Consider the following 23,886-nt stretch of genomic DNA (forward strand, 5'->3'; position numbering starts at 1 on the left):
CCGACAAACTGAACAACTTGACTATCGGTCTTGCCGTCCTAACCTGAGCTCGTTCACCATCATCAAACGCGGCGCGTGACCCGCAGAGGGGTGGCTCGTGAACTCCGGACATCTGGTTACGCCCAAGCTTCGGCTCGTGAGGCCGCTCGGACAAGGAGGGATGGGGAGCGTCTGGGTAGCCGACCACCTCTCCCTCGGGTCGCAGGTCGCCGTGAAGTTCATGGCCCCGGGGATCGCGCAGAGCGCCGCGTTCGCCGAGCGCTTCCGGCGCGAGGCGATGACGGCGGCGCAGCTCAAGAGCCCCCATGTCGCCCAGGTGTTCGATCGGGGTGTGACGGAGGCGGGGGTGCCGTACATCGTCATGGAGCTGCTCGAGGGCGAAGATCTGAAGAGCCGTATTCATCGCCTCGGCCCCATGTCGCTGCACGAGCTCGCGTGCATCGTGAGGCAGGTCGCCAGGGCGCTGGGGCGCGCGCACCAGCTCGGCATCGTCCACCGCGACATCAAGCCGGAGAACATCTTCCTCACCGACCTCGAGGGCGAGGGCGAGCTCTTCGTCAAGGTGCTGGACTTCGGCGTGGCCAAGCAGCCGGTGAGCTGCGATCAGGGCATGACGTCGACGGGGAGCTCGTTCGGAACGCCTCTTTACATGAGCCCGGAGCAGCTCCTCAGCGCCAAGCACGTCGACTTCCGCGCGGATCTGTGGGCGCTCGGCGTCGTCGGGTACTACGCCATCACCGGCCGGGTGCCGTTCGCAGGAGAGACGCTGGGCGCGCTCTCCGTGGCCATTCACGCCGGCGTGTTCGCCCTCCCCAGCGTCATGAGACGGGAGGTGCCGCACGCCTTCGACGCCTGGGTCACGAGGGCGCTGCAGCGGGATCCGGCGGCGCGGTTCGGGTCGGCCAGAGAGATGGCCGGCGCGCTCGATCAGGCGCTCTTCGGCCTCGCGCTCGCTCCGACGCTCGCGGCCGGCGGGCTCGCCGCGCCGATGCAGTGGCCGCAGCCGTTCCCGCCGGCAGCATGGGCGGCGCAGACGCAGGTCCCCGACAGCGCGGGGCCGCCGCACAGCGGTGGCCAGGCGCGGACGTTCCGCGGGCTCGTCCTGCCGCGCCCGCGTGCCGGACGAGGCCGCGCCGGGTTCCGGCTCGCGGCGGGCGCCGCGCTCGCGGGGGCTGCGGCGCTCGGGCTCACCGTCTTCTTCAAGCAGGGTGACCTCCAGGCGCAGGGATCGCCCGCCGCCGAACGCTCGGCCTCGCTCGACGCGCCCGGGCACCAGGCCGCGCCGTCCGAGCCGCCGCTGCCTGCCCAGGCCGCGCCGCCCGAGCCGCCGCTGCCTACCCAGGCCACGCCGCTCGCGCGACCCGCAGAGGAGCCCCAGCCAGCACCGACCAGCGCTCCGCCCTCGACGCCGCCCTCACGCCCGACCGCCTCTCTCGCGCCGTCCCCCGCCCTGCCTGCGCCCGTGACGGACAGGCGAGCCGCTCCGCCGAAGCCAGGGCCTGCCGCGACGACCAGCGCGCGAGCCGCCGTGGACAGGATCGGCTTCTGAGCGGCTCGCCTTGGCGCGGCGGCGCGCTTCTTCAGGAGACGCGGATCTCGACCTTCAGGGGACGCTCATCTCGAACGCCACGCTGTAGTTCGGCTGGGCCTTGCCCGTGACCGAGCCGACGAACGGATCCGAGTCGCGCAGCTGACCCCAGCGCGTCGTGCCGCCCGGCATCGCGTTCGCTTCGCCGTCGGTCGTCGCCGCGTAGCCGACCATCACGCCGGAAGCGGGGAGGTTCCGCGCCGTGATCTCGACCGAGTCGCCGTCGATCTCGACGCCGGTGATCTCGATCCGGGTGTTGCCGCTCCAGAGCTCGAAGCCGCGGCCTTGCGCCCACTCGGTGAGCGCCGTCTGGTGGGGAGACGGCAGCGCCGTGTCCCACACGAGCGGCGGCACCGGGACGTGAAAGTGCACGGTGACGACGTTGCCGTTGCGCTCGACCCGCGTCGGCTGGAGCGGCTGCCAGTCTTTCCCGAGGACGACCTTCTCGAAGTAGACCTGGCCGTATTTCTCGCCGAGCTGCTGGTAGCCGTTCGCGTTGAGATGGATGTGATCGTTCGCGTACGGATACTGGTACTTCGGACCCGAGCAGAGGATGTCTCCCGGGTGGCTCACGCCCACGTGCCACTGCGCCAGGGTCGACGTCGACCGCGAGCCCACCTCGAGGTGCACCGAGTGCTGCTGGGATACGAGCATCGGGATGCTCCGCGTCTGCCCGGTGAGTGGCGGGATATCCTGGTTGTAGTCGGACCACAGCTTGACCAGATCGTCCTCGTAGGTCGGGCTGCCGGCGTCGGACTCGCCGTGCGTGATGATGATCGCGCCGACGCCGAACGTCTTGCCGGCCTTGCTGGCGAGCTTCGCGATCGCCTCGGCCTCGAACAGCGTCGCCGCGTAGGCGCGGCCCATGGTCGTGTCGCCGCTGACCACCTCGGTGGCGCCCTTCCGGAGGACGCTCATCGGCTGCCCGCTCTCGCCGACGACCGTGTGCACCGTGACGTGGTCGCCGACCATCGCGGCCTTCGCCAGCGACGAGATCTGATCGGCCATCGCCGTGTGCGGCGTCTCGCCGTAGAGGTTCTTCGGGTAGGCGCTGGGGTACGTCGTCGCGAACGGGCGGATGGGCTCGACGAGCGGCACCAGGGAGAGGGCGCTGCTCTCCGGATCGAACGGGGGCACGCTCGCGTTCCCGAGGGACAGCTTGAGGTTGTCGAAGCGCTGCCGCGTCCCGAGGGGCGGGTTCGCCTCCGCGCCGACCGACAGGCTCTGTCCCGTGCCGACGATGCCGGTCCAGTCCCAGGCCGGCGCCGGCGTCGCGCCGCCACCCGCGCCGCCGGTGCCCGCCGCGTCGCCCCCGGTGCCCGCCGCGTCGCCCCCGGTGCCCGCGCCGCCCCCGCCGTCCGCCGCGCCGCCGGAGCCGGTCGAGGCGCTGGCGCCGCCGGCGCCGCTCCCGCTGCTCGTCGCGCTCTGGCCACCGGAGCCGCCGTCGCCCCCCGTGCCGGAGGAGGACCCGCTCGATGAATCGCACCCGAGCCCCATCAGGAGAAGGGCGAGGATACCTGATGCGCCAAGGCCCAAGAACAAAGGTTTTCGCATGAATGGCTCCTTGTCGCCCACGAGCTGGTCCGCGCGGCCCCGCGTCCGGGAGCGTGGATCACCGGTCTCCGCGATCGAGGCGGCCAGCGGTGCTGTGGAGGCGATCCGCGCTGGCGTCGGGCACGGCTGTCCGGGGCCGCGGCGTTGGGCGCGGGCCGTGGTGCGTTGTAGGAGCGCAGGAGAACAAAACCGGTTCAGTTTGTCAAGCGCTCTGGCGCCGGGTGGTCGTCGAGAGGCTCATCGCCGGGCTGTCGGCGACGAAGGGCACGATGCCGCCGGCCTCGTGACAGCGCAGCGCCTCGCCAGGCTCGCGCCGTGCCGCCGCCGCGGCGCCCCGGCGGCCGGCGCCGTCACGCCGCGCCGGACGGCGGCGCCCCGAACCCCGGCGGCGCCCCGAACCCCGGCGGCGCCCCGAACCCCGGCGGCGCCCCGAACCCCGTAGGCGACCCCCACCCCGGCGGCGGCGGCGGCACCGGGCCGAGCACCTCCATCCAGGCGGTGCTCTCCACCCACGCCGCCAGGTAGGGCGCGCTCGCCCCGCGCCGCTGGAGCAGCACCAGGAACGGCGCCGTCACCCGGAACGACCGAGGCGGCGGCCCGTACGAGCCCAGGATCGCTTCCGCCGTCGCTCCGGCGCCGCCCTCGTTCAGGTGGAACTGCACCCGCTGCTTCGCCTCGTCGAAGCCCTTCCCTCCCAGCTCCTCGCCGATCAGGGGCCGCCCCTCGAGCTCCCTGAAGCGCTCCTCCAGATCGAGCCTCAGCCTCGGAATCACGAGCGGCTCGTCCTCGGCCAGCTGCCGCGCATCGCCGCGGAGCCGGTCGAGCCTGCCCAGCGCCCCGGCCACCGTCGCCGCCAGCGTCTCCGCCGGCGCCATCTGCGCGACGACCACGCGGCTGTCCGGATCGTCCGCGACGAGCTCGATCACGAAATCCCCCGGCGCCGCCCAGTCGTGCACGACGACCTGCGACCTGCGCGCCGGGTCCGCGCCGAACGGGTTGCCGTCCAGCCCGAAGGCGCGCACCCGCGAGTCCTTGAACGTCCCTTCCCGCACCGCGAACTTCGTCTCGAACTTCAGGACCTTGCTCAGGTAGCCGTAGGCCACCAGCGCATCGGCCGGCACCTCCTCGGGCAGGTACTGCGGCTTCGCGTCGGGGAACTTCGAGAAGAGCTCGGCCCGCAGGGCCTCCACGACGCCCTCCCCGCCGAACCCGGCGCCCGACACGCTCCACGCCGGGTCCACCACCTCGGCCCCGAGCGTCGTCGCGTTCAGCGCGTCGGCCAGGGCCGGCTGCGGATCCATGCGGATCGGGCCGAACCTCGCCCGCAGCCGCTCCCAGGCGAGCGCGAACGCGGCGCAGAACACGAGATCATCCTGGGACGATGAGAGCGGCGTGGACAGGCTAGCGCAAACAGACGGCATGGGACCTCGATGGTTAAGGGCGGCGGGTGAAAGCTTGCATCGTGCCGCCAGCGCCTGCGACCGTGACGCCCGGGATCGTGGGGTGGTCGAACATCTTGGCGCCGACGCAGCCCACCGTGGTCGCGCCGGTCGCGTTCGCCACCGACTGCGCGATCGAGCCCCCCGGCTGGCCGGGAGGATCCGTGCCGCCGTGGCAGACCGTCATGTGAATGTTGCCGCCCGTGAAGCCGGCGCCCCGGATGCTGCTCGCGAGCTGCTGGCCGGTCATCGTCGACCCGGTGAAGTTACCGCCCCGATCCGCGTAGTGGATCATCCCGGGCGACCCGTGCCCGTAGACGTAGAGATCGTTGTCGTTGGCGAGCGCCCTCGGGTTCCCGAGCTCGCTATAATGCACGATACGGTGCCCCGTGGCCCACGCGCGCGCGTTCGCGCCGTACACGCATTGTGGGTCGTCGCTCAAGAGCAGGATGACGAGGCCGAGCGGATCGACCCACAGCGTGACGTTGGGCACGAACGCCAGCTCGAACATCGAGGCGTCGATCCAGAGCGGGTCCGGCGTGGTGAAGGTGCCGAGCTCCTGGGCGTAGTACCTGGCGCGGTGGTAAGTGAGCCCCGTGAGCTCGTCATGGCGCTGCCCGGCGAACCGGATCGCCGTGAACGGCCCCTCCTGCCGGGTGACCCCGCCGAACGCGCCCAGATCCTGGCCTGTCGCGGCGCCGGTCGGGTCGACCATCAGCCAGGGCGTCGCGGTCGCGTCGGTGACGACGCTCCTCCACGCGCCCGCGGCGCTGCCCTCCAGCAGCGGGGTGATCTCGTCGTCGGCGAACACCCGCCGCACCGACGCCCCGCCGCTGCTCACCTCCTCGACCTGGGTCTGGTCGTCCCAGCCGAACCACGTGCTCACCCCGTCGCTCCGCACCTCGCCGAGCCGCCGGTTGAACGCGTCGACGTGGTACTGGACGACGAGCCCGTCGCTCCGCGTCGCGCGCGCGAGCGCGTCGAGCCCATCGTACTCGTAGGCCCAGCCCGCGGAGCCCTCGGGCTCGCGCGACGCGAGCCGCCCCTGCGCGTCCCAGGTGAAGGCGACGCCGGCCGCGCGGAGCAGGCGGCCGCCCGGCCCCACGCGATCCTCGCCGGAGCGCAGCGGGGTGCCGTTCGGATCGTACCGGATCTGCTCCTGGGCCCCGAGGCCGTTCACCGAGAGCGGCCGTCCGAACACGTCGAGCTCGTACGCGCGCACGCCCGAAACGCTGTCGATGATCTGCTCGATCGGGCCGGTCTTGCTCCAGACGTAGCGGCGCGCGCGCACGGGCTTCCCCGCGGCATCCTCCAGCGCCGTGGCGACCGGGCGCCCCTCTGCGTCGCGCTCCGTGCGGATCGCGTACCCGCCCTCGCGGACGCGCGCCGTTTCCTTTCCGAGGGCGTCGACCTCGCGCAGGATCCGCTCGACGCCGGCCGCCGACTCGACCGTGATGGACTCGACATCGCTGCTCGGTCCGCGGCCCATCTGGACCTGCCAGCCCGTGGAGTAGCGCTTCGCGGTGGCCCAGCCCTTCGCGTTGAACGCCCGCTCCACCCGGTACTGCCAGCCCCCGACCCGCTGCTCCTCGCGCACGATGCGCCCCGCCGCGTCGCGCTCGAGGAGCACCTCGGTCGCGCCGCGCGTGCCGCGACGGACGAAGCCGCGGTCGTCGTAGTCGAGCGTGGTCACGACGTCGCCGTCCTCCCGCCGGATCACGTCGCCGCAGGCGTCATAGGCGATCTTCCGGACCGTGGTCCCGGCCACCTCGGCGCGCACGATGCGGCCGCGCGCGTCGTGCTCGTAGGTCGTCTCCACGCCCGAGAACGTCCTCGTCCGGATCACGCGGCCGCAGGCGTCCCGCTCGATGATGAGCGACTCGCCGGCCGGGTTCCTGACCCAGGCGAGCCGCCCCCGCGCGTCGTAGCCGAACCGGTACCGGGCGCCGTCCGCCTGCACCTCCTCCACCACGAGGTGCCCGACGTAGCGCGCCGACGACACGCCGCCGCCCGGATGGCGCGTCGACACCGGGCGGCGCGCGTCGTTGAACGCCCGCTCGGTGACCACGCCGCCCGGCGCCCGGACGCGCACCGGCAGGCCGCGGCTGTCGCAATCGAGCTCGTACACGGCGCCGCCGGGCATCTCGACGCGGACCAGCTGACCGAAGAGGTCGTAGGTGTACCGCGCCGTCCCGCCGCCGGGCAGCGTCCGCGCGGCGAGGTTCCCGTGCGCGTCGTGCTCGAGGGACTCGACCGTGCCGTCGGGCGCGACGATGGCGATCACCTGCCCGCGCCGATCGTGCTCGTACCGCGTCTTCGCCCCGAGCGGGTCGGCCCGCTCGAGCACCTGCCCGTGATCGCCGACCGTGAAGGCATAGCGAGCGCCCGCCGGATCGCGCACCTCGACGATGGCGCCGTCCTCGCGGCGCTTCAGGCTGAACGAGCGGCCCATCGCGTCGGTGAACGACGCGAGCCGGCCCCTCGCGTCGTAGGTGCTCCGCTCGGTCCCGTCCGACGTGGTCGAGCGGACGACCTGGCCGACGGCGTTGTACGCCAGGTCCTTTTGCTGGCCTGCCGGGTCCTGATATCGCTCCACGAGGCCGAGCGCGTTTCCCTTGTAGCGGAACCTGTGGCCGAGACCGTCGATGACGGTGGTCTCGTGAGGCCCGGGCCCGTACTCGAAGCGCATGTGGAAGAGGCCCTTGGGCCGCGCCGCCATCGAGGCTTCCGGCGCGCCGATCTCCTGGAGGACGTCCGCGCCCTCGAGGTCGCCCCAGGTCTCCACGCAGCGCCGCTCCCCCGAGACGTCGGCGTACACGAAGTGATACCGGAGGCCGCCCGGCTGCTGCTCCAGGACGAGATAATGCTCGTCGTCGTACGCGTACCGCGTCTCCACGCCGCCGGCGTCGATGGCGCGGACGAGGTCTCCGTTCGTGTCGAGCTCGTACGTCACGAGGCGCTTCGTGTGCTCCACGCCGTCCGCGCCCGTCGCGGCGACCCACCAGCTCTTGAGCTGGCCCTCTCGGACGAGCCACGCGCGGCGCCCGACCGAGTCGACGATCTGGACCACCTCGCGCTCGTCCCAGGTGACCTCCGCGAGGTTGCCGGCCCGGTCGCGCAGCTCGGCGAGGCGGAAGGCGCCGGGCGCGGGCCCGCGCCGGAGGACGCGGAGGATGCCGTCGTCGAGATCGACGACGAGCGCGTCGCCGTCCCAGAACACGCGCCGTCCGAAGGGGAGCAGCACCTCGACGTCGCTCGGCGGGACGGCGAGGGTCGTGGGCCGGAGGGTCTCGTCGATGAGGGTGAGCCGGTCGTCCCGGATCTCGGCCTGCCACCCGAGGGCGTGGGACCAGCCGCGGCCGATGCCGCACTCCCGCAGGACCGAGGAGGTGCGGTAGGTGCGGATCCAGCGGACCGGCAGCGGCCCCGGCAGGAGGAAATCGGTCTCCGGCGGCGTGAACATGGCGCCGGTCACGATGTCGACCGGGTGCCCCGCTGCGGCCTGGCCGTCGGCGCCCGGCGCTGCGGGCGGGCTGGGCGGCCCCGCGCCCTGGTTGCTCCCGCCGCCGCCGCCGCCGGCGTTGCTGCCGCCCTGCGGCCCGCCGCCGCCCGGCCCGCCGGCGCCGCCGCCGCCGCCGCCCCCTCCCCCGCCGCCGCCGCCCGCGCCGCTCGCGCTCACGCCGGCGCCGACGGTGATCGACTTGTTCATCTGCCCCATGCTGCCGGTGATGCCGGCCATGCCGAGCTCGATGAGCACATTGGGCGCGCCGAGCCAGGGGAAGCAAGGGCCGCCGGTGTTGAGGCTGACGACCTCCTTCAGCGTGCCTGGCTCGTTGCCGTGACAGGCCTTCATGCAGCCGCCCACGGTGAGGATCTTGGCGCCCTCGATCTTGGTGCGCATGCACGGATCGATGATCCCCTCCGCGACGGTGCCCATCGTGGGATACGGGATCGGCAGCGGGCTCGGGGCGGCCGGCGTGAGGCACACGCTCACGGCCATTCCGGTCATCTGGTGACCCGATTTCTCCGTGATGGTGTCCATGTGGAGCGCGGTGACCTTGCCCATGGCCGCGCGAGGATCGCACGCGGGGACCGGCCCTTCAAGGGGACGCGAAACAGCACCATATCGACGTGACGCGACGGCGCGAGACGTCGCCCATTCGCGTCGCGCCCCCGGATGGCCTTGACGTTAGCATGCTAGCATCCTATCATGGTCTGCACATGGCGGACGACGTGAAGCAGTTCAACGTGTATCTGCCGATCGAGCTGATTCGCGAGGTCAAGCATCACGCGGTCGACACCGAGCAGTCGCTCTCGGCGATCGTGGCCGCCGCGCTGCGCGCCTACCTCGACGAGCAGCGACGCAAGCGGAGGAAGCATGGAGACTGAGGGCATCGAGGGCCTGCTCATCGAGACCCACAACTGGGGCAAGACGGTCGCGTTCTGGCGGGGCCTCGGCTACGAGCTCGATTTCGAGACCGATCACCGCTCGGGCCGCCTGCGCCACCCCCGCGGCGGTCCCTACATCTTCGTCGCGGAGCGGCCGCGCGACCGTGCGCTGCAGGTCCTGCCGGTGGTCGCCGTGGCCGACCCCGCGCGGTTCTCGCCGCCGAGCGCCGGCGCCGTCCTTCGCCCGTTCGAGCCGCAGCATTGGCGCGCGCTCGAGATGCTGCTCGCCGACCCCGACGGTCGTCCGCTCAGCGTGCAAGCGCCGCTCGCGGCGGCGGAGTAGACGGGAGGAACACCATGCCTGAAAAGCCGATGACGGGAGCAGATGCAACGGCGGTGCGCGTGGCCCTGTGGCGCGCCATGCACGTCCAGATCGACGCGCCGCCGCACGTCCTCGACGACGAGGTTGGCCTGAAGCTGGCCGACCCGGACGACGGCTGGCGCCAGCGTCCGGACATGAACCCAGGAGCCACGAGCCGCTTCCGGGCCTCCATCGTGGCCCGCGCTCGCTTCATCGAGGACCTCGTCGTGGAGGAGGCGGGCCGCGGCGTCCGCCAGTACGTCATCCTCGGCGCCGGTCTGGACACGTTCGCCCAGCGCCGGCCGGACATCGCCTCTCGCCTCCGGGTCTTCGAGGTCGACCGGCCCGACCCTCAGGCCTGGAAGTGGCAGCGCCTCGTCGAGCTCGGCTTCGGCGTCCCGGATTGGCTGCGGCTCGTGCCGGTCGACTTCGAGGCGGGCGCCTCCCTCTGGGAGCAGCTCGCGAGCGCCGGCTTCGACGCGACCGAGCCGGCGGTCGTGGCGTCCGCGGGCGTCAGCATGTACCTCACCAGGGACGCGAACCTCGCCTCGCTGCGCCAGGTCGCCGGGCTCGCGCCGGGCTCCACGCTGGCCCTGACGTTCATGCTGCCCCTCGAGCTCGTCGAGCCCGAGGTGCGCCCCGCCACCGAGTGGGCGCACAAGGGAGCGCGAGCCGCCGGCACGCCCTTTCTCAGCTTCTTCACGCCGCCCGAGATCCTGGCGCTCGCGCGCGACGCCGGCTTCAAGGACGCGCGGCACGTATCGGCGGCCAGCCTGGCCCAGCGCTACTTCGCCGGGAGGGCCGACGGCCTCCGGCCCGTGAACGGCGAAGAGCTGCTCGTCGCGACGACGTAGCGCCGCCGACGGCCGCGGGGGAGCGCATGCGCCGGCGCGTCGTGGACGCGCGCGTGCGCTTCGCGGCGCGGGTGGTCTCCGCGCTCGACGAGCGCGATCTTGATGACTTCGATCGCATTACCTACAAGCTGTTCGCGGCGTTCGGCGCCCCTCCCGCCCCCGACGAGGCGGCGCGCGGCGACGAGCCTCGCCCGGGGCGGCCCTCCCGCCCCCAACCACGAAGGAAGGCTCGCCAATGAGCAAGACAATCGCGATCAACGGCTTTGGGCGCATCGGGCGCTGCATCGTGCGCGCCCTGTCGCAGCGCGGCGCTCCGGACATCGAGCTCGTGGCGCTCAACGACATGGCGAGCCCCGAGACGCTGGCTCACCTCTACAACTACGACACGGTGCACGGCCGCGCCGAGCGGCGCGCCGTCGCCGCCGAGGGGCGATTGCTGATCGACGAGCGCCCCGTCCGCGTGCTCGCCGAGAGGGATCCGGCCAAGCTCCCGTGGCGCGAGCTCGGCGTGGACATCGTGCTCGAGTGCACCGGTGTGTTCACCGATCGCGACAAGGCGGCCGCGCACCTCGCGGCCGGCGCGCGCAAGGTGATCATCGGCGCCCCCGCCAAGGGCCACGACGCGACGATCGTGCTCGGCGTCAACACCGAGGAGTACGACGCCTCGGCGCACACCGTCCTGTCGTGCGGCTCCTGCACCACCAACTGCCTCGCCCCGGTGGCCAAGGTGCTGCTGGACGCCTTCGGCCTCGAGCGCGGGCTGATGACGACCACGCACGCTTACACCAACGATCAGGTCCTGCTGGACGTGCCGCACCGCAAGGGCGACTTGCGCCGCGCCCGCGCCGCCGCGCAGAACATCGTGCCCACCTCGTCCGGCGCCGCCAAGGCGCTCAGCGAGTGCCTGCCGGCGCTCGCCGGCAGGTTCGACGGGCTGTCGATGCGGGTCCCCACGATGGACGTCTCCGTCGTGGATCTCACGTTCGAGAGCACCCGGCCGCTCACCAAGGACGCGATCCATGCGGCCATGAAGCGCGCCAGCGAGGGTCCGCTGCGCGGCATCCTCGGCTACACCGAAGAGCCGCTCGTCTCCAGCGACTACCTCGGCGATCCTCGCTCGTCGATCTTCGACGCGACGCTGACGCAGGTGATGGGGGATCGCTTCGCGAAGGTGTTCGCCTGGTACGACAACGAGTGGGGATTCTCCAACCGGATGGTGGAGCTCGCCCAGCTCGTGGCGGCGAAGCTCTGAAGAGCGCCTCGACGGTAGCGACGATCGCTCTTCCTCGGTAAGCTTCGCGCCAATCCGGCCCACAAGGAGGCTACTCCCGATGAAGAAGATCGACATCTCTCAGGCCCCGACGCGTCTCGGCACCGCATACCCGGCGCCGTACGACGCCCCGTGCCGCGAGCGGGCGCGGTGGCGGCTCGGCAAGGCGGCGGGGCTGACGCAGTTCGGCGTCAACCTGCTTCGCCTGCCTCCCGGCCAGTGGTCGAGCCAGCGTCACTGGCACCATTCAGAAGACGAGTTCGTCATGGTGCTGGAAGGCGAGGTGGTGCTGGTCACGGACGCGGGCGAAGAGGTGCTGCGCGCGGGCGACTGCGCCGGGTTCCGCGCGGGAGATCCCGACGGACACCACCTCCAGAACCGCTCGGATCGCGAGGCCGTGCTGCTGGAGATCGGCTCGAGCGTCCCCGGCGATGTGGCCGAGTACCCCGACATCGACCTGCGAGCCCTGCCCGACGGCTACGTCCGCAAGGACGGGACGCCCCATGGCGGCAAGAGGGTGCGCTGACACAGCGCGATGCTCGGATCATGAGCGGCGTGGAGACGGGGCCCGCGCGCCTGGGTCGCCGCTGCCGGCGACACCGCGTCACGCTCACACCCAGCGACGATCGCAGCCTCGGTGCGCGTCCTGAATACATGAATATCTCCAACCATCGCAGAGCGTGATCAAAGCCCCGTTTCCCGGGCATACTCCCCAATGCGCGGGGCTACCCGCTCCGCGCGTAAAACGCTGACGTAAGATTCTTACTTGAGCATCTTTGCCGATTACCTTGCGGCTCACCTGGCCGCTCCAAGGAGAAATTTATGCGTCTTACCAGCTTGCTGGGCTACGGTTCGGTCTCGCTCGCCTGCTTCCTCTTCGCGTGCGTCGGGGACCCCTACGGCGAGGGCGACGAGATGGAATCGCTGGAGGGCGATCTCAGCAGCGCGGACTCAGTGCTCGAGGCGGACCTCGCGCTCCAGTCGCAGTGGTCGACGGGGTACTGCGCGAACGTGACCCTCAAGAACACGACCAACAACACGACCCGGACGACCACCACCGCCTGGGGCATGACCGTCGCGCTCAACGGCTCCACGGTGAGCAACGCGTGGGGCGCGCGCACGACGTCGTCGGGCGGGCAGCTCGTCGTCACGAACGAGACCTACAACGGCACGCTGGGCCCGGGAGCGACGACGAGCTGGGGCTTCTGCGCGAACGGCACCGGCAGGCCGTCGCTCGTGTCCGTCACCGGCAGCGGGACCGGCGGCTCGACCTCGGCGAGCTCCAGCAGCAGCAGCAGCAGCAGCGCTTCGAGCAGCAGCTCCTCGGCCAGCTCTGGCGCGGGCGGCAGCGGCGGCGCGGGCGGCGCAGGGGGCTCCGGCGGCGCGGGGGGCAGCGGCGGCGCAGGCGGCGGTGGCGGCGCAGGCGGCGGCGGCGGTAGCGCGGGCGGGAGCTCGGGGCTCCCGGTCCCGCCTGGGGGCGGCGTGCCGAGGCCGACCGGCTCGCCCGGGAACCTGGTCGTGCTCAACTGGGCGGGCTTCCAGGGCGCCGTCTCGTACACCTTCGACGACTCGAACTCGAGCCAGATCCAGAACTACGACCAGCTGAACGCGCTCGACGTGCCGTTCACCTTCTATCTCCAGACCGGCAAGAGCGAATCGAACAACCCGGTGTGGCAGCGGGCCGTGGCGGACGGGCACGAGCTCGGCAACCACACGAAGAGCCACTCGAGCAACGACAGCGGCGCCGACACGGACGCGGCCACGCAGTTCATCGAGAGCAAGTTCGGCGTCAAGGTGTGGACGATGGCGGCCCCGAACGGCTCTTCGGTGTACGGGAACATCGCTCGGTCGCGCTTCCTCATCAATCGCGGCGTGGCCAACGCCCTGATCGGCCCGAACGACTCGACCGATCCGTTCAATCTGCCCTGCTACATCCCCCCGACCGGCGCCTCCACGCAGATGTTCGACGATCAGGTCACGAGCGCGCGGTCCGCCAACAAGTGGCGCACCGTCCTGGTGCACGGCTTCACCGGCGGCAGCGACGGCGCCTATCAGCCCGTCCAGCTCCGGGCGTTCCTCGATCACGTCCAGCACACCAAGGCGCTCGGCGACGTGTGGATCGACAGCGTGGTGAACGTCGGCGCCTACTGGCGCGGCCAGAAGATGCTCTCCTCGGTCACGCCCACGACGTCGGGCAGCGACAGGACGTGGCGGTGGACGCTGCCGGCCCACTTCCCGCCGGGCAAGTACCTGCGCGTCAAGGTGAGCGGCGGGACGCTCAAGCAGGGGGGCCGCACGCTCCAGTGGAACGATCACGGCTACTACGAGATCGCGCTCGACGAGGGCTCGCTCACCCTGTCGCCGTAGCGGGAGGGAGAGCGACCGCTGGCCGCGCGCGACGGCGACGGGGCGCGGCCAGCGCGCTCATCCGCCCGCCGCGCGCGGCTGGTCCGGCAGCGGCGCCGCGCGCGACGGCGACGGGGCGCGGGGGTCCGCCGGCACGCCGAAGGCGGCGAGGGTGAACACCGGCATGATGGCGCCGAACACGCCGAGCCCCATGAACGCCGCGATCCCGAGGTGCAGGAGGGCCGTGGCCACGATGACGGCGCGCCGGGTGAGCCGCGGCCAGATGAGGAATGCGTACCCGATCTCCACGGCGAGCACCGCCCACCCCGCGGCCTGCGCGATCCACGGGTGCCAGGCCAACCAGGAGAAATCGAGCTGGCGGTACTCCGGGAGCATGACCGAGCGCCAGATCGCCTCGCCGTTCCACCACGACGGGCCCGACGCCTTTTCCAGCCCGCTGGCCAGGTACGCGATGCAGAGGTGCACTTGGACGACGCGCAGCCCGAGCCGCGCGGCCGGCGTCGGCTCGGCGGCCGCGCGGCTCGGCCCGAGCAGCCATCGATCGACGGACAGCGCGGCGCCCGACGGGATCCAGACGAGATAGAAGAGAAAGATGTTGGCGAAGAGATCCGCGCCGTAAACGGTCGCGTCCGCCGTCACCATCAGCATCCTGTGGGTGATCCACGCGAGCAGGGCAGAGGTCCTCGTCCAGAACCCGCAGAGCAGCGAGGCGAGGGAGAGCACGTACACGGCTCCGACGCATGCGAGGAGCGATGTCTCTCCGATCCCGAGCGGGCCGAGCCGCTCGGCCAGCCAGCCGATCCCCGGCAGCTCGATCTGGGCGAAGGCCTCCCGCAGCGGGCCCTGGAGGATGCCTGCTGGACCGTAGAGCTCGAAGAGCGCGGGGGCGACGAGCGCCGCCTGGACGAGGAGCACGGTCGCGAGGCCGATGCGGAGCGCCGCGAGGGGCTCCGCGGACGCAGGGGCGAGCGCGAAGCGCTCGACGGCAGGGGCGAGCGCGAAGCGCTCGACGCGCGAGGCGACGCGGGAGAGCCCCGCTCTGCAGGAGATCCCGATCGGCCCGATCACGGCTCACCGCCGCTGTTCTGCCGGGCGGCCGTCCCCCTGGACTGCTGGACCAGCTTCGCCCGATAGAGGAGGTTCCACGCGGGCCGGCGGCCCTCGCGGTACTCCTGCATCGGGGGCAAATCGCAGATCTCCAGCCGGACGACCACGCTCGTGGCGCCCGGGTGCCTCGCGAACATCTTGCCTGCCCACGAGGCGACGAGCGACCGCCGCAGCGCCTCGTCCTGCGCCTGCAAGAACAGCGAGAGGATGCTCCTGACGCGGAGATCCGCCTCGTGGTTGGCTCCGGACTCCAGCACCTCGGCGCGGGCCGCGCCGCTCGCGTCGGTGACCTGGAACCTGGCCCAGGGCAGCGCGCTGACCGCGGGAGCGAAGAAGTTGTAGCCGCTGTCGGCGCCGGAGAGCGCGCCATGATAGGCGATCACCCCGCCGAGCCACCCCGCCCTCTGCAGATCGACGTGGAGCGCCCCGAGGACGACGCACCCGAGGTGCACCGCGGCGGCGGCCGCGATCAGGACGGTGCGCCCGCGACTCCGTGCTCTTCCACCCATGAGGATCCCTCCCGACGCCGCGCGCCCGCAGGCCCTGTGCAGCCGCGCGGCACCGGGGCGCGGAGGCAGCGCCTCGGCGCCTCAGCCCTGCGAGCAGCGCGCCATCAGCGATCGTCGGGGAGGCTCACCGCAGGCGTGGGAATATCCCCTCCCGGAGCCGACTCGGCCTCCGAGGAGAGCGAGCGCCACGGCCGATACCAGCCGTACGGCCGGAAACCCGGCCGGTAGCCGTATGGCCGGTAGCCGAAACCGCCGTACGGACGGTAGCCGTAAACGCCATACGGCCGGTAGCCGAAACCGCCGTACGGACGGTAGCCGAAACCGCCGTACGGACGGTAGCCGTAGACACCATACGGCCGGTAGCCGAAACCGCCATACGGCCGGTAACCGTAAACGCCGTACGGACGGTAGCCATACGGGGCCACGATCCGGGAGGCGTCGAGATCCGGGCTCGCCGTCTCCTCGACGATCACGAGATCCTGGATCGGTGTCGAGGTCTCCGCCGCAGCGAGCTGCGTCGTGCCGACGGCGACGCCGAACAGGGCCAGCGCACCAAGCGCCTTCACCAGCTTCATCATGGACTCCTTTGCAATGCGAGCCGCTTGATGGGCATCCCCCATCCAGGCTGCGTCCGTCGTGATGCAAGCGTGAGGCCCGTTCGCGGCGTATCGCCGGCGCCCCGCGCCGCGGCGTCGACTCCCGAGAGCCCCGCCTCCGCGCAGGGCGCGCCGACCGACGGAGGCTCGAGTGCGCAAATGGCCGTCGGCGCCCGGGGCTCGCGGCTCCGGCGTGCACGATCGCGGGTGTCGGGCGCGCGGCGACCGCGCCCCGCCCGGCTCAGGGCATGATCAGGACATCCGCCAGATCGTCGACGATCCTGCCCGCGTCGCCGACCTCGAGGTTGACGAGCACGGTGATCGAAGCGTCGCTGTCGATCGCGTAATAGGACGAGGACGTGAAGCCCCAGATACCGCCGTCATGCCCGACCTGGGCGCCGAGCCGGGATTCACGGCGGGAGAGCCCGAGCCCGTATCCGGTGACCTCGCCGAGCCTCGCGTCCACCCAGGTGGTCATCTCCGCGAGCTCGGCTGGGCCGAGCAGCTCGCCGCCGAGCACCTTGCGGTAGAAGCGCGTGAGGTCGTCGGTCGTCGAGACCAGGGCGCCCGCCGCGCCGGCCGCCGACGGATCCGCCGCGGAGGTCGTGTCGACGAGCTTTCCCCGGTCGACCCCGTAGCCGTGCACGAGCCCCGGCACGGCCGCCTCGGCGCCGTCGAGGTAGGTGCGCGCGAGCCCAGCCGGCTCCAGGATCCGGGCGCGGAGCAGCTCGCCGACGGGCTCTCCCGACGCGGCTTCGAGGATCAGACCAGCGATGATGTAGTTCGTGTTGGAGTAAGCGAAGCCCTCCCCAGGCTCGAAATACGGCGGCTGCGACGCGGCGATCTCGATGAGCTCCCGGGGCGCCCACGCGCGCTCCGGGTCGGAGAGGGCCGCGGACCAGAACGCGTCGCTCTGCGTGAAATCGTAGAGCCCGCTCGTGTGGTTCAGGACCTGCCGGACGGAGATCTGGTCGCCGCCGGGGACGCCCTCCACGTGCTCGGAGACGGCATCGTCGAGCGACAGGCGGCCTTCGGCGCGCAGCATCAGCGCCAGGGTCGCCATGAAGGTCTTGGTGATGCTTCCTACCCGGAAGAGATCATCGGGTCGCAGGGGGACCTCCGCCTCTGCGTCGGCCACCCCGGAGGCGCCGCGCCAGCTGCACGCCCCGAAGCTCACGGCGGCGGCCGCGCCGGGGAGCCGCTGGTCCTCCACGGCCGCGTCGAGCGCGGCCTGGAGCTCGGCCGAGAGCGCGTCGCAATCGACGGTCGTCCCGCCGCCCGCGCCCCCGGTCCCTGCGTCGCCGCTCTCGATTCCACCGCTCCCGCCGCCCTCACCGTTCAAGCTGGCCTCTGCCGGCGGCGGCGCGGACGAGGAGCCGCCGCACCCGGCGAGCAGAACGACCCCAGCGCAGGCGAACCAAGCGGTCCGCCGAAGAACACGGCTCATCGATCCGATCTCCACGATTCCTAAAAGAAGCTCACTGCTGCGCTCCGCCGCGCCGCTGCCGAGAGCGCCTCAGGGCGGCCTGCGGAGGGCGCGCATCAAGGCGCAAGTCGTCCGAGCGTGTCAACCCGCGCGAGCAATAGCGGTGCTCCCCCCGACACGATCACAGCAAAGCCAGATGCGAGCGGCTTCGCCGCGGTGGGCCGCGCCACCTCAGGGCTCGAGGTCAGGGCGCCGTCAGTGCGTCGTCGCGCCGCCGAGCGTGGGGACCGGCTCGTCGCTCTCCGCCGCGACCGCGGCCGCTGCCGCCGCCGGGGAGCACGTATTCCCGTCCGCGTGCGCCGCGAGGAAAGCCTTGAGGACGCCGTCGCGGTGCGGGAGGAACGAATGGGTGAGCGCCTGCGAGAGCTCCCCGTCCTCCCTGACATGGACGAACCGGAACTCCTGCTCGTCCACGGGCCTCTCGGGCTCCTTCCTGGGCCACGTCACGCCGTTGCCGAGCGAGGCGCCGTCGCTCAGCTGATGGCACCCGGCGCACGACTGGGTGGTGGCGCGCGCGGCCACGTCCACGGGCGAGAAGAGGGTGTTCTTCCCGAGGCGCACGAGCTCGGCCTCGAGCCGGTCGAGCAGCTCGAAGTTCGGCGGGAAGTTCACCGGCGGATCCAGCTGGAGCGCGTAATCGTTGTCGCTCCTGACGACGCTCTCGCCCGCGTTGTAGAGGTCCTGCGTCGAGCCCTTGAGCTGGATGTCGTTGATGTCGGCGCTGGAGGTCGTGAGCTTGTCCACCGACTCCATGAAGTCGTCCATGAACGACGCCCTGCGGGGGTCGCTCGGGTCGAAGTTCACGCCGAACAGCTCGGCGAAGGGGTTCTCCTTCACCGGGACCGGCTTGACGTAGAGCCGCGGCTCGCCGCTCGGCCCGTCGAAGGCCCTGGCGAGCTTGAACTCGTGGAGCTGCCACTCCTGGCCTGCCTGGACCTGATTGGGCGCGCCGACGTTGCCCATGAACTGGTTGGTGCGGATCTGTCCCGTGCCGCGCCGGCCCGCGGGGCCGTGGACCGCGTCGGCGAAGTTGTCCGGGTGGAGGACCGGACCGAAGCCGGCGTCGAGCAGGCCGACGGTGAAGAACCGCTCGATCTCCTGGGCGCGCTCGGCGGCGTCCAGGGTCGGGAGGCGCGCCCAGAACGCGGCGACCGGGAGGCACGCGGCGACGCCGCATTCGGGGTGGGGATTCGGCAGCTGGGCCTCGAGGATGATCAGGTTGCGGTCGGCCTGGCCGGCCGACTTCTTGCCGTAGACGATCCGGTACTCGCCGCAGTGCGCGCCGTCTTGCGGCGCGAGATCGAAGCGGTTCACGACCGCGAGCGGCTCCATGAAGTCCGGCGAGCCCGGGTCGAACGGCTCGCTCGAGGCGAGGCGCCCCTCCCTCCGGGGGCACGCGATCCGGTAGCCGTTGAGCGTGTGGAAGCCTTCGCTGTCGGTGTGCTCGTCGCAATGGATGGCATCGGGGAACTGAGCCCCCGTGGAATGATTGTAGAAGTCCCACCAGCGCCTGTAGAGATCGCGGGCGGTCTGTCGATCCCCGGTCCCCGCCCTCGCGATGAGCTGATCGAGGACGAGCTGGAGCGGGAGCCGGGCCACGGCGAGCGGGTCTGTGGCCTTCGTGAGGATCAGCGAACGCTGCGTGTCGATGTCCAGCGGGGCCGACAGCGCCTGCGCGCCCTCCGCGGCGAGCGCATCGGCGTCGGCGCCGGCGAGCTCGCCGGGCGCGCTCGCGTCGCCGCACGCGGCCAGAGAGGCGGACGCCGCGAGGCACAGGATGGCCGCGGCGAAGGGGGACCTGGATCGATGACGAAGAGGCATGACGGCTCCTGCGCAGGACGGTCGCGCCGGCGGCGTCGACGCGACGCGGCCCCTCCAGCGATCTGCCTGCTGCTCGGTGGATGTCGGCGTGGCGGGCGGTCCTTCGTCAGAACCGCACGAAGCACCGTTGGTTTCCTGCTGCTCTCGCTACGGCGCTGCGGCCCATCCGGACAGCCCACGGCGGACGCGCTCGAGATAGCCGCTCTCGCGCACGACCTCCTCGTATCCAGGCACCGCGCCGACCCACGCCCGCATGCGCACGTTCGGCGTATCGGTGAGGTACATCGTGGGGATCCCCATGAGCGCGGGGCCATCCATGCCCGCGGTCGTGACGCCGACCTGGCCGACGAGGCCGTGCGTCCGCTTCAGGTGCTCGAAGAACTGCAGCTGCGCCCGGCGCATGTCGAGCTGCCGAAAGGTGGGGTCCTTCCAGAAGAGGGTCATGTCGACCGCGCCCTCGGGGACTGGTCCGTCACGAAGGGCGTCGCCGGTCAACACGGGCACGAGCCCCGCGCGCCGAGCCAGGTCCGTCAGCTCCAGCAGCTCGGCGAGCGTCGTGTTTCGGTGCGGGTGGTGGACGCACTCGCGGATCCAGAGCAGCACCTTCTTCCGGCACGGCGCTCCGGCCCGCGCGTCCGCGAGCCTGCGATCGACCCAGCCGGCCACCGCCTCCGGGATCGGCGCGTCCCCGAGGAACGCCGCGCGGAGCCTCCGCTGGGCGGACGACGGATCGGCGTCGAAGGCGCGCGCGACGATCTCCGTCGTCTGCTTCATCGCGCGCGGGCGCGAGCGGTACGCCTGCAGGTGATCGCTCAGGCCCGCATCGCGGAGAAACGCCTCGGCTTGCGGCGTTCCGACCTTGCCTGGCTCGATTTGAACGGTCGCGCCCGCGAGGACGGCGGCCGCGGCGACGTGCCACCCCTCGCCGAACGAGAAGCCGTTGTCCGTGTGGAACGTGTACGCGTGGTTTCGCTCCTCGACGATCGTGCGCGCCGCGCGGGCGGCGACCTCGGCCCTGTGCGCCGCCGCGCGCGCCGCGCGGGCGGCTTTCGAGCGAGGCGCGCCGGCCTCGAGCTCCGCGGCGCAGATCGCGGCCGCGCGGGCCGCGGCCTCCGCGCCGATCACGATCGCCTCCACGCGCCGCCAGCCGTCGTCGCACGCCTCGCGCGTCGGCGCGCGCTGCGCGCTCATCGAGAGCTGGCCCGCGCCGTGGAGCGCGTCTTCGGCGCGCGCCGCGTGGGCCCTCGCCAGCGTCGAACGGGCGCCCATCCCCGTCGCGAGGGTCCGCTCTCCTCCAGCGGCGAGCTCCTGCCCCTCGAGCGCGGCGCGCTCCTGCTCGGCGGCGGCCAGCGCGCGCTCCGCCTGCGCGATCGCACCCTCCAGCAGGCGTCGGTAGCGCTCGCGCTGCCCCGGCGCGTGCAGCGTGGCCGCCAGGGCGAGCGCGGCGTCGAGGCTGCCTTCGGCGTCGCGCTCGAGGTGCTGCGCGGCGAGCGCCTCGGCGACGGCCGCCCCCGTGCACACCGGCTCGGATCCCTCGGTCCCCATGACCTGCGCCTTCTACCCCAGCGGACGACATGTCCGCCATCTACCGCAGCGGACGACATGTCCGCTATAGTGGAAACACCATGACCTCCTCGCTGGTGCAAGCGACCGCCCTCGAGCTCCTCGCCCTCTACCGCGCCCGGAGCGCCTCGCCGGTCGAGGTGATGCGGGCCGTCCTCGCGCATGTGGAGCGCCACGGCGCGCCGCTCAACGCGTTCGTGCTGGTCGACGAGGAGCGCGCCCTCGACGCCGCGCGCGCGTCGGAGGCGCGGTGGGTCCGCGGCGCGCCGGCGGGGCGGCTCGACGGGGTGCCCGTCTCGGTGAAGGACCTCTTGCTCACGGCCGGCTGGCCGACCCGGCGCGGCTCGCGCACGGTAGACGCGAGCGGCCCCTGGACCGAGGACGCGCCCGCGGTCGCGCGCCTGCGCGAGCACGGCGCGGTGCTCTTCGGCAAGACGACGACCTCGGAGTTCGGCCTGAAGGGCTCCGGCGACAGCCCGCTGACCGGGATCACCCGCAACGCGTGGGACCCCCGGCGCACGCCGGGCGGCAGCAGCGCCGGGGCCGTCACCGCGGTGGCGGCGGGGTTCGGCCCGATCGCGGTGGGGACCGACGGCGGCGGCTCGATCCGCGTCCCCAGCGCGTTCTCCGGGGTGGTGGGGCTCAAGCCGACCTTCGGCCGCGTGCCGGCCCACCCGGCGAGCGTGGTGGGCGTGCCCCCGCACGTGGGGCCGATCGCGCGCGCGGTCGGCGACGCGGCGCTGCTCCTCGCGGTCCTCTCCGGTCCCGACGACCGCGACCCGTTCCGGGCCCCGCCGGCGCCCGGGGACGCGGCGGACGCGCTCGACGGCGCGCCCATCGCGGGCGCGCTGCGGGGCGTGCGCATCGGCGTGAGCGCCACGCTCGGCGCCATCGAGCCGGCAAGCGAGACGCGGGCCCGCTTCGCCGCGGCGGCGGCGACCCTGGAGGAGCTCGGCGCCGAGGTCGAGGAGGTGGATCCCCCGCTCGCGGACGCGGGGGGCGTGCTGCGGACGCTGTTCGCCGCTCGCGCCGCGCACACCGTGCGGGAGCTCGGACCGGAGCAGCGCGCGCTGCTCGATCCCGCGGTGCGGAGCGCGGCCGCCGAGGGGGAGGCGCTCGGCGCGGTGGCGTACCTCGAGGCCGAGCGGCGCCGCGCGGAGCTGGCGCTGGTCATGGCCGCGCTCCACCGCCGCTTCGACCTGCTGGTGACGCCCACCTCGGCCGGGGCGGCTCCCCTCATCGAGGGCGGCGGCCCGCCCCCCGCGTCCTTCGCCGGCCCCTTCAGCCTGACGCGCCAGCCGGCCATCAGCGTGCCCATGGGCGTGACCGGCGCCGGCCTGCCGCTCGGGCTCCAGATCGTCGGGCGCCACTTCGAGGAGGCGCTCGTGCTGCGCGCCGCGCGCGCCTTCGAGGGCGCCAGCGTCCCGCTCCGGGCGCCGCCGCTGCTCTCACTCCGGTGAGGCGGCGGCGTCGCGTGACCCTCTCGGGGGAACCACGGCGGCCTCCGCCCGCTTCAGGCCGAGGCGCGAGAGCCGGACCGGGGCGTCCCCGGGCGCCGGGTGCCGGATCGTCCCTCGGGGCTCGAGCGGCGGCGCCGCCGGCTCGTTGCCGGTGACCTGCTTCAGGCCGTAAAAGCCGTTCATCGCCGCCGACAGCATCATCCCGCCGCGGCTCAGCGACCGCGCGCCGCGCGCGAGGCGCTCGACCACCGCCGCGGGGCCGAAGGCGCGATTCCACATCTGCCGGTGGGCGGCGAGGAGCTGCTCGGGCGACATGCGCGCTGGCCGGAAGGCGACCCCGTAGCCGCTGTAATGGGGCCAGTCGCGCTCTTCGAGGATCCGCCCGTCTCGCCGGTGCTCGTCGTACAGCGGCGTGCCCCGGAACGGCGTGAGGATGCTCAGGAACGGGACGTCGACGCCGATCTCGTTCAGCCGATCGGCCGTGGAGGCGATGACCTCCGGCGTCTGATCGTCGAAGCCCGAGATGAAGCCCGCCATCACGCAGATCCCGCGATCGTGCAGCTTGCGGATCGCCTCGCGGTACTCGTGCGCGCGGTTCTGGCGCTTGTCGATGCTCTTCAGATCGGCCTCGTCGAGGCTCTCGATGCCGAGGAAGATGCCGATGCAGCCGGACCGCTCCATCGCGTCGAGGAGCTCCCGGTCCTTGACGATATCGATGGACGCCTGCGTGAGCCACCAGCGATCGAGCCCGGCGAGCTCGCGCAGGAGCTCCTTGGCCCAGCGGCGCTGGACGAGGAGGTTGTCGTCCCAGAACCAGGCGACCTTCTCCTGCCAGAAGCGGGGGAAATGCGTGGTGGCGATGTCGCGGATCACCTCGTCGACGGGGCGCACGCGGAAGCCGGGGTTGAGGTCGGGCACCGTGCAGAAGCTGCAGGTGAACGGGCAGCCGCGCGTCGCCTGGAGCACGCGGGGCACGAGGAAGCGGCCTTCGAGCAGATCGTAGCGGGGGGTCGGCAGCCCGGCGAGCGAGGCCGGTTCGCCGTGATAGACGCGGCGCTGCGTGCCTCGCTCGAGGTCGCGCAGGACGGCGGGCCAGACCGTCTCGGCTTCCCCGGTGACCACGACGTCCACGTGCTGGAGCGCCTCTTCGATCCAGTACGAGACGTGCGGCCCGCCGGCGACGACGCGCACGCCGAGGGCGCGGTAGCGGTCGGCGAGCGCGTAGGCGCGGCGCGCGAAGCCGGAGAAGAACGAGAGCGCGACGACGTCCGGCGCGGCGTCGACGGGGACGGGGCGCACCTGCTCGTGGAAGAGCTCGACCTCGTGCTCCGGCGGGGTGATCGCCGCGAGGTGGATCCCGGTGACCGGCGGGACGAAGTGGAAGCGGTGCCCCCTGCGATAGCGGGGGACGTAACTCACGACAATCCTCACCTTCATGGGCGCCTCCTCGGGGTCGTGCGCCGCATCGGACCGGCCCCGCCATGACGATGTGGATCCGCGGGCGGACGGAGCTCCGATGAGG

General features: G+C 72.4%; 19 protein-coding genes. 9 read left to right on the forward strand and 10 right to left on the reverse strand.

Annotated features, from left to right (window positions below; genetic code table 11):
- Positions 1-136: 136 nt before the first annotated feature.
- Entirely contained in the window at positions 137-1,549 is a 1,413-nt protein-coding gene (locus tag WMF26_RS28925; protein WP_437995304.1) for a serine/threonine-protein kinase, read from the forward strand.
- Positions 1,550-1,603: 54 nt separating this feature from the next.
- On the opposite strand, the gene WMF26_RS28930 is transcribed toward WMF26_RS28925, so the two are convergent.
- The 3 genes from WMF26_RS28930 to WMF26_RS28940 form a co-directional block, all read right to left on the reverse strand.
- Complete coding sequence (locus WMF26_RS28930; protein WP_437995305.1) at positions 1,604-3,142, reverse strand: dockerin; 1,539 nt, start codon at positions 3,140-3,142, stop codon at positions 1,604-1,606.
- 350 nt (positions 3,143-3,492) lie between these two features.
- Entirely contained in the window at positions 3,493-4,506 is a 1,014-nt protein-coding gene (locus WMF26_RS28935; protein ID WP_437995306.1) for a hypothetical protein, read from the reverse strand.
- 70 nt (positions 4,507-4,576) lie between these two features.
- On the reverse strand, positions 4,577-8,647 hold the full coding sequence (locus WMF26_RS28940) for a PAAR-like domain-containing protein (protein ID WP_437995307.1): 4,071 nt from the start codon (positions 8,645-8,647) through the stop codon (positions 4,577-4,579).
- Between the two features lie 128 nt (positions 8,648-8,775).
- Between WMF26_RS28940 and WMF26_RS28945 the strand changes: the two genes are divergently transcribed.
- The 7 genes from WMF26_RS28945 to WMF26_RS28975 all read left to right on the forward strand — a co-directional run bounded on the left by WMF26_RS28945 (position 8,776) and on the right by WMF26_RS28975 (position 13,822).
- The gene (locus WMF26_RS28945) at positions 8,776-8,970 is read left to right on the forward strand and encodes a ribbon-helix-helix protein, CopG family (RefSeq protein WP_437949394.1); all 195 of its coding nucleotides are present in this window, start codon (positions 8,776-8,778) and stop codon (positions 8,968-8,970) included.
- The gene (locus tag WMF26_RS28950) at positions 8,960-9,313 is read left to right on the forward strand and encodes a VOC family protein (protein ID WP_437995308.1); all 354 of its coding nucleotides are present in this window, start codon (positions 8,960-8,962) and stop codon (positions 9,311-9,313) included. Before WMF26_RS28945 ends, WMF26_RS28950 begins: the two co-directional genes overlap by 11 nt.
- Positions 9,314-9,327: 14 nt before the next feature.
- On the forward strand, positions 9,328-10,185 hold the full coding sequence (locus WMF26_RS28955) for a class I SAM-dependent methyltransferase (protein ID WP_437995309.1): 858 nt from the start codon (positions 9,328-9,330) through the stop codon (positions 10,183-10,185).
- Positions 10,186-10,211: 26 nt separating this feature from the next.
- Positions 10,212-10,424: a hypothetical protein gene (locus WMF26_RS28960; RefSeq protein ID WP_437995310.1), complete on the forward strand. Its 213-nt coding sequence runs from the start codon at positions 10,212-10,214 to the stop codon at positions 10,422-10,424.
- Complete coding sequence (gap, locus tag WMF26_RS28965) at positions 10,421-11,437, forward strand: type I glyceraldehyde-3-phosphate dehydrogenase (RefSeq protein ID WP_437995311.1); 1,017 nt, start codon at positions 10,421-10,423, stop codon at positions 11,435-11,437. Before WMF26_RS28960 ends, gap begins: the two co-directional genes overlap by 4 nt.
- A gap of 79 nt (positions 11,438-11,516) precedes the next feature.
- Complete coding sequence (locus WMF26_RS28970; RefSeq protein ID WP_061624664.1) at positions 11,517-11,981, forward strand: cupin domain-containing protein; 465 nt, start codon at positions 11,517-11,519, stop codon at positions 11,979-11,981.
- Between the two features lie 296 nt (positions 11,982-12,277).
- Positions 12,278-13,822 (forward strand): cellulose binding domain-containing protein, encoded by a 1,545-nt coding sequence (locus WMF26_RS28975; protein ID WP_437995312.1) that lies wholly within the window; start codon positions 12,278-12,280, stop codon positions 13,820-13,822.
- 57 nt (positions 13,823-13,879) lie between these two features.
- Here WMF26_RS28975 and WMF26_RS28980 read toward each other — a convergent pair whose 3' ends face one another.
- The 6 genes from WMF26_RS28980 to WMF26_RS29005 form a co-directional block, all read right to left on the reverse strand.
- Complete coding sequence (locus WMF26_RS28980; RefSeq protein ID WP_437995313.1) at positions 13,880-14,890, reverse strand: HTTM domain-containing protein; 1,011 nt, start codon at positions 14,888-14,890, stop codon at positions 13,880-13,882.
- On the reverse strand, positions 14,887-15,438 hold the full coding sequence (locus tag WMF26_RS28985) for a hypothetical protein (protein ID WP_437995314.1): 552 nt from the start codon (positions 15,436-15,438) through the stop codon (positions 14,887-14,889). Before WMF26_RS28985 ends, WMF26_RS28980 begins: the two co-directional genes overlap by 4 nt.
- 104 nt (positions 15,439-15,542) lie before the next feature.
- On the reverse strand, positions 15,543-16,016 hold the full coding sequence (locus tag WMF26_RS28990; protein WP_437995315.1) for a hypothetical protein: 474 nt from the start codon (positions 16,014-16,016) through the stop codon (positions 15,543-15,545).
- Positions 16,017-16,275: 259 nt separating this feature from the next.
- A complete protein-coding gene (locus WMF26_RS28995) occupies positions 16,276-17,481 on the reverse strand; it encodes a serine hydrolase domain-containing protein (protein WP_437995316.1) in 1,206 nt (401 codons plus the stop codon).
- Positions 17,482-17,715: 234 nt separating this feature from the next.
- Positions 17,716-19,341 (reverse strand): hypothetical protein, encoded by a 1,626-nt coding sequence (locus tag WMF26_RS29000; RefSeq protein ID WP_437995317.1) that lies wholly within the window; start codon positions 19,339-19,341, stop codon positions 17,716-17,718.
- A gap of 147 nt (positions 19,342-19,488) precedes the next feature.
- Positions 19,489-20,886: a hypothetical protein gene (locus WMF26_RS29005; protein WP_437995318.1), complete on the reverse strand. Its 1,398-nt coding sequence runs from the start codon at positions 20,884-20,886 to the stop codon at positions 19,489-19,491.
- 80 nt (positions 20,887-20,966) lie between these two features.
- Here WMF26_RS29005 and WMF26_RS29010 point away from each other — a divergent pair, with 80 nt between their 5' ends.
- Positions 20,967-22,364, forward strand: a complete 1,398-nt coding sequence (locus tag WMF26_RS29010; RefSeq protein WP_437995319.1) for an amidase — start codon at positions 20,967-20,969, stop codon at positions 22,362-22,364.
- Here the strand turns inward: WMF26_RS29010 and WMF26_RS29015 are convergent.
- Positions 22,353-23,801, reverse strand: a complete 1,449-nt coding sequence (locus WMF26_RS29015) for a B12-binding domain-containing radical SAM protein (RefSeq protein WP_437995320.1) — start codon at positions 23,799-23,801, stop codon at positions 22,353-22,355. The genes WMF26_RS29010 and WMF26_RS29015 overlap by 12 nt on opposite strands.
- Positions 23,802-23,886 lie beyond the last annotated feature (85 nt).

It is taken from the genome of Sorangium sp. So ce185 (assembly GCF_051526825.1).
Taxonomy (GTDB): Bacteria; Myxococcota_A; Polyangia; order Polyangiales; family Polyangiaceae; genus Sorangium; species Sorangium cellulosum_D.

Excerpts from the sequence above, each read along its gene's own strand:
- WMF26_RS28955 (WP_437995309.1), top strand. The coding sequence starts at position 9,328 with ATGCCTGAAAAGCCGATGACGGGAGCAGATGCAACGGCGGTGCGCGTG.
- WMF26_RS28940 (WP_437995307.1), bottom strand. The coding sequence starts at position 8,647 with ATGGGCAAGGTCACCGCGCTCCACATGGACACCATCACGGAGAAATCG.
- WMF26_RS28970 (WP_061624664.1), top strand. The coding sequence starts at position 11,517 with ATGAAGAAGATCGACATCTCTCAGGCCCCGACGCGTCTCGGCACCGCA.
- WMF26_RS28930 (WP_437995305.1), bottom strand. The coding sequence starts at position 3,142 with ATGCGAAAACCTTTGTTCTTGGGCCTTGGCGCATCAGGTATCCTCGCC.
- WMF26_RS29010 (WP_437995319.1), top strand. The coding sequence starts at position 20,967 with ATGACCTCCTCGCTGGTGCAAGCGACCGCCCTCGAGCTCCTCGCCCTC.
- WMF26_RS28945 (WP_437949394.1), top strand. The coding sequence starts at position 8,776 with ATGCTAGCATCCTATCATGGTCTGCACATGGCGGACGACGTGAAGCAG.
- WMF26_RS29015 (WP_437995320.1), bottom strand. The coding sequence starts at position 23,801 with ATGAAGGTGAGGATTGTCGTGAGTTACGTCCCCCGCTATCGCAGGGGG.
- gap (WP_437995311.1), top strand. The coding sequence starts at position 10,421 with ATGAGCAAGACAATCGCGATCAACGGCTTTGGGCGCATCGGGCGCTGC.
- WMF26_RS28975 (WP_437995312.1), top strand. The coding sequence starts at position 12,278 with ATGCGTCTTACCAGCTTGCTGGGCTACGGTTCGGTCTCGCTCGCCTGC.
- WMF26_RS28985 (WP_437995314.1), bottom strand. The coding sequence starts at position 15,438 with ATGGGTGGAAGAGCACGGAGTCGCGGGCGCACCGTCCTGATCGCGGCC.
- WMF26_RS28990 (WP_437995315.1), bottom strand. The coding sequence starts at position 16,016 with ATGATGAAGCTGGTGAAGGCGCTTGGTGCGCTGGCCCTGTTCGGCGTC.
- WMF26_RS28960 (WP_437995310.1), top strand. The coding sequence starts at position 10,212 with ATGCGCCGGCGCGTCGTGGACGCGCGCGTGCGCTTCGCGGCGCGGGTG.
- WMF26_RS28950 (WP_437995308.1), top strand. The coding sequence starts at position 8,960 with ATGGAGACTGAGGGCATCGAGGGCCTGCTCATCGAGACCCACAACTGG.
- WMF26_RS28995 (WP_437995316.1), bottom strand. The coding sequence starts at position 17,481 with ATGAGCCGTGTTCTTCGGCGGACCGCTTGGTTCGCCTGCGCTGGGGTC.
- WMF26_RS29000 (WP_437995317.1), bottom strand. The coding sequence starts at position 19,341 with ATGCCTCTTCGTCATCGATCCAGGTCCCCCTTCGCCGCGGCCATCCTG.
- WMF26_RS29005 (WP_437995318.1), bottom strand. The coding sequence starts at position 20,886 with ATGGGGACCGAGGGATCCGAGCCGGTGTGCACGGGGGCGGCCGTCGCC.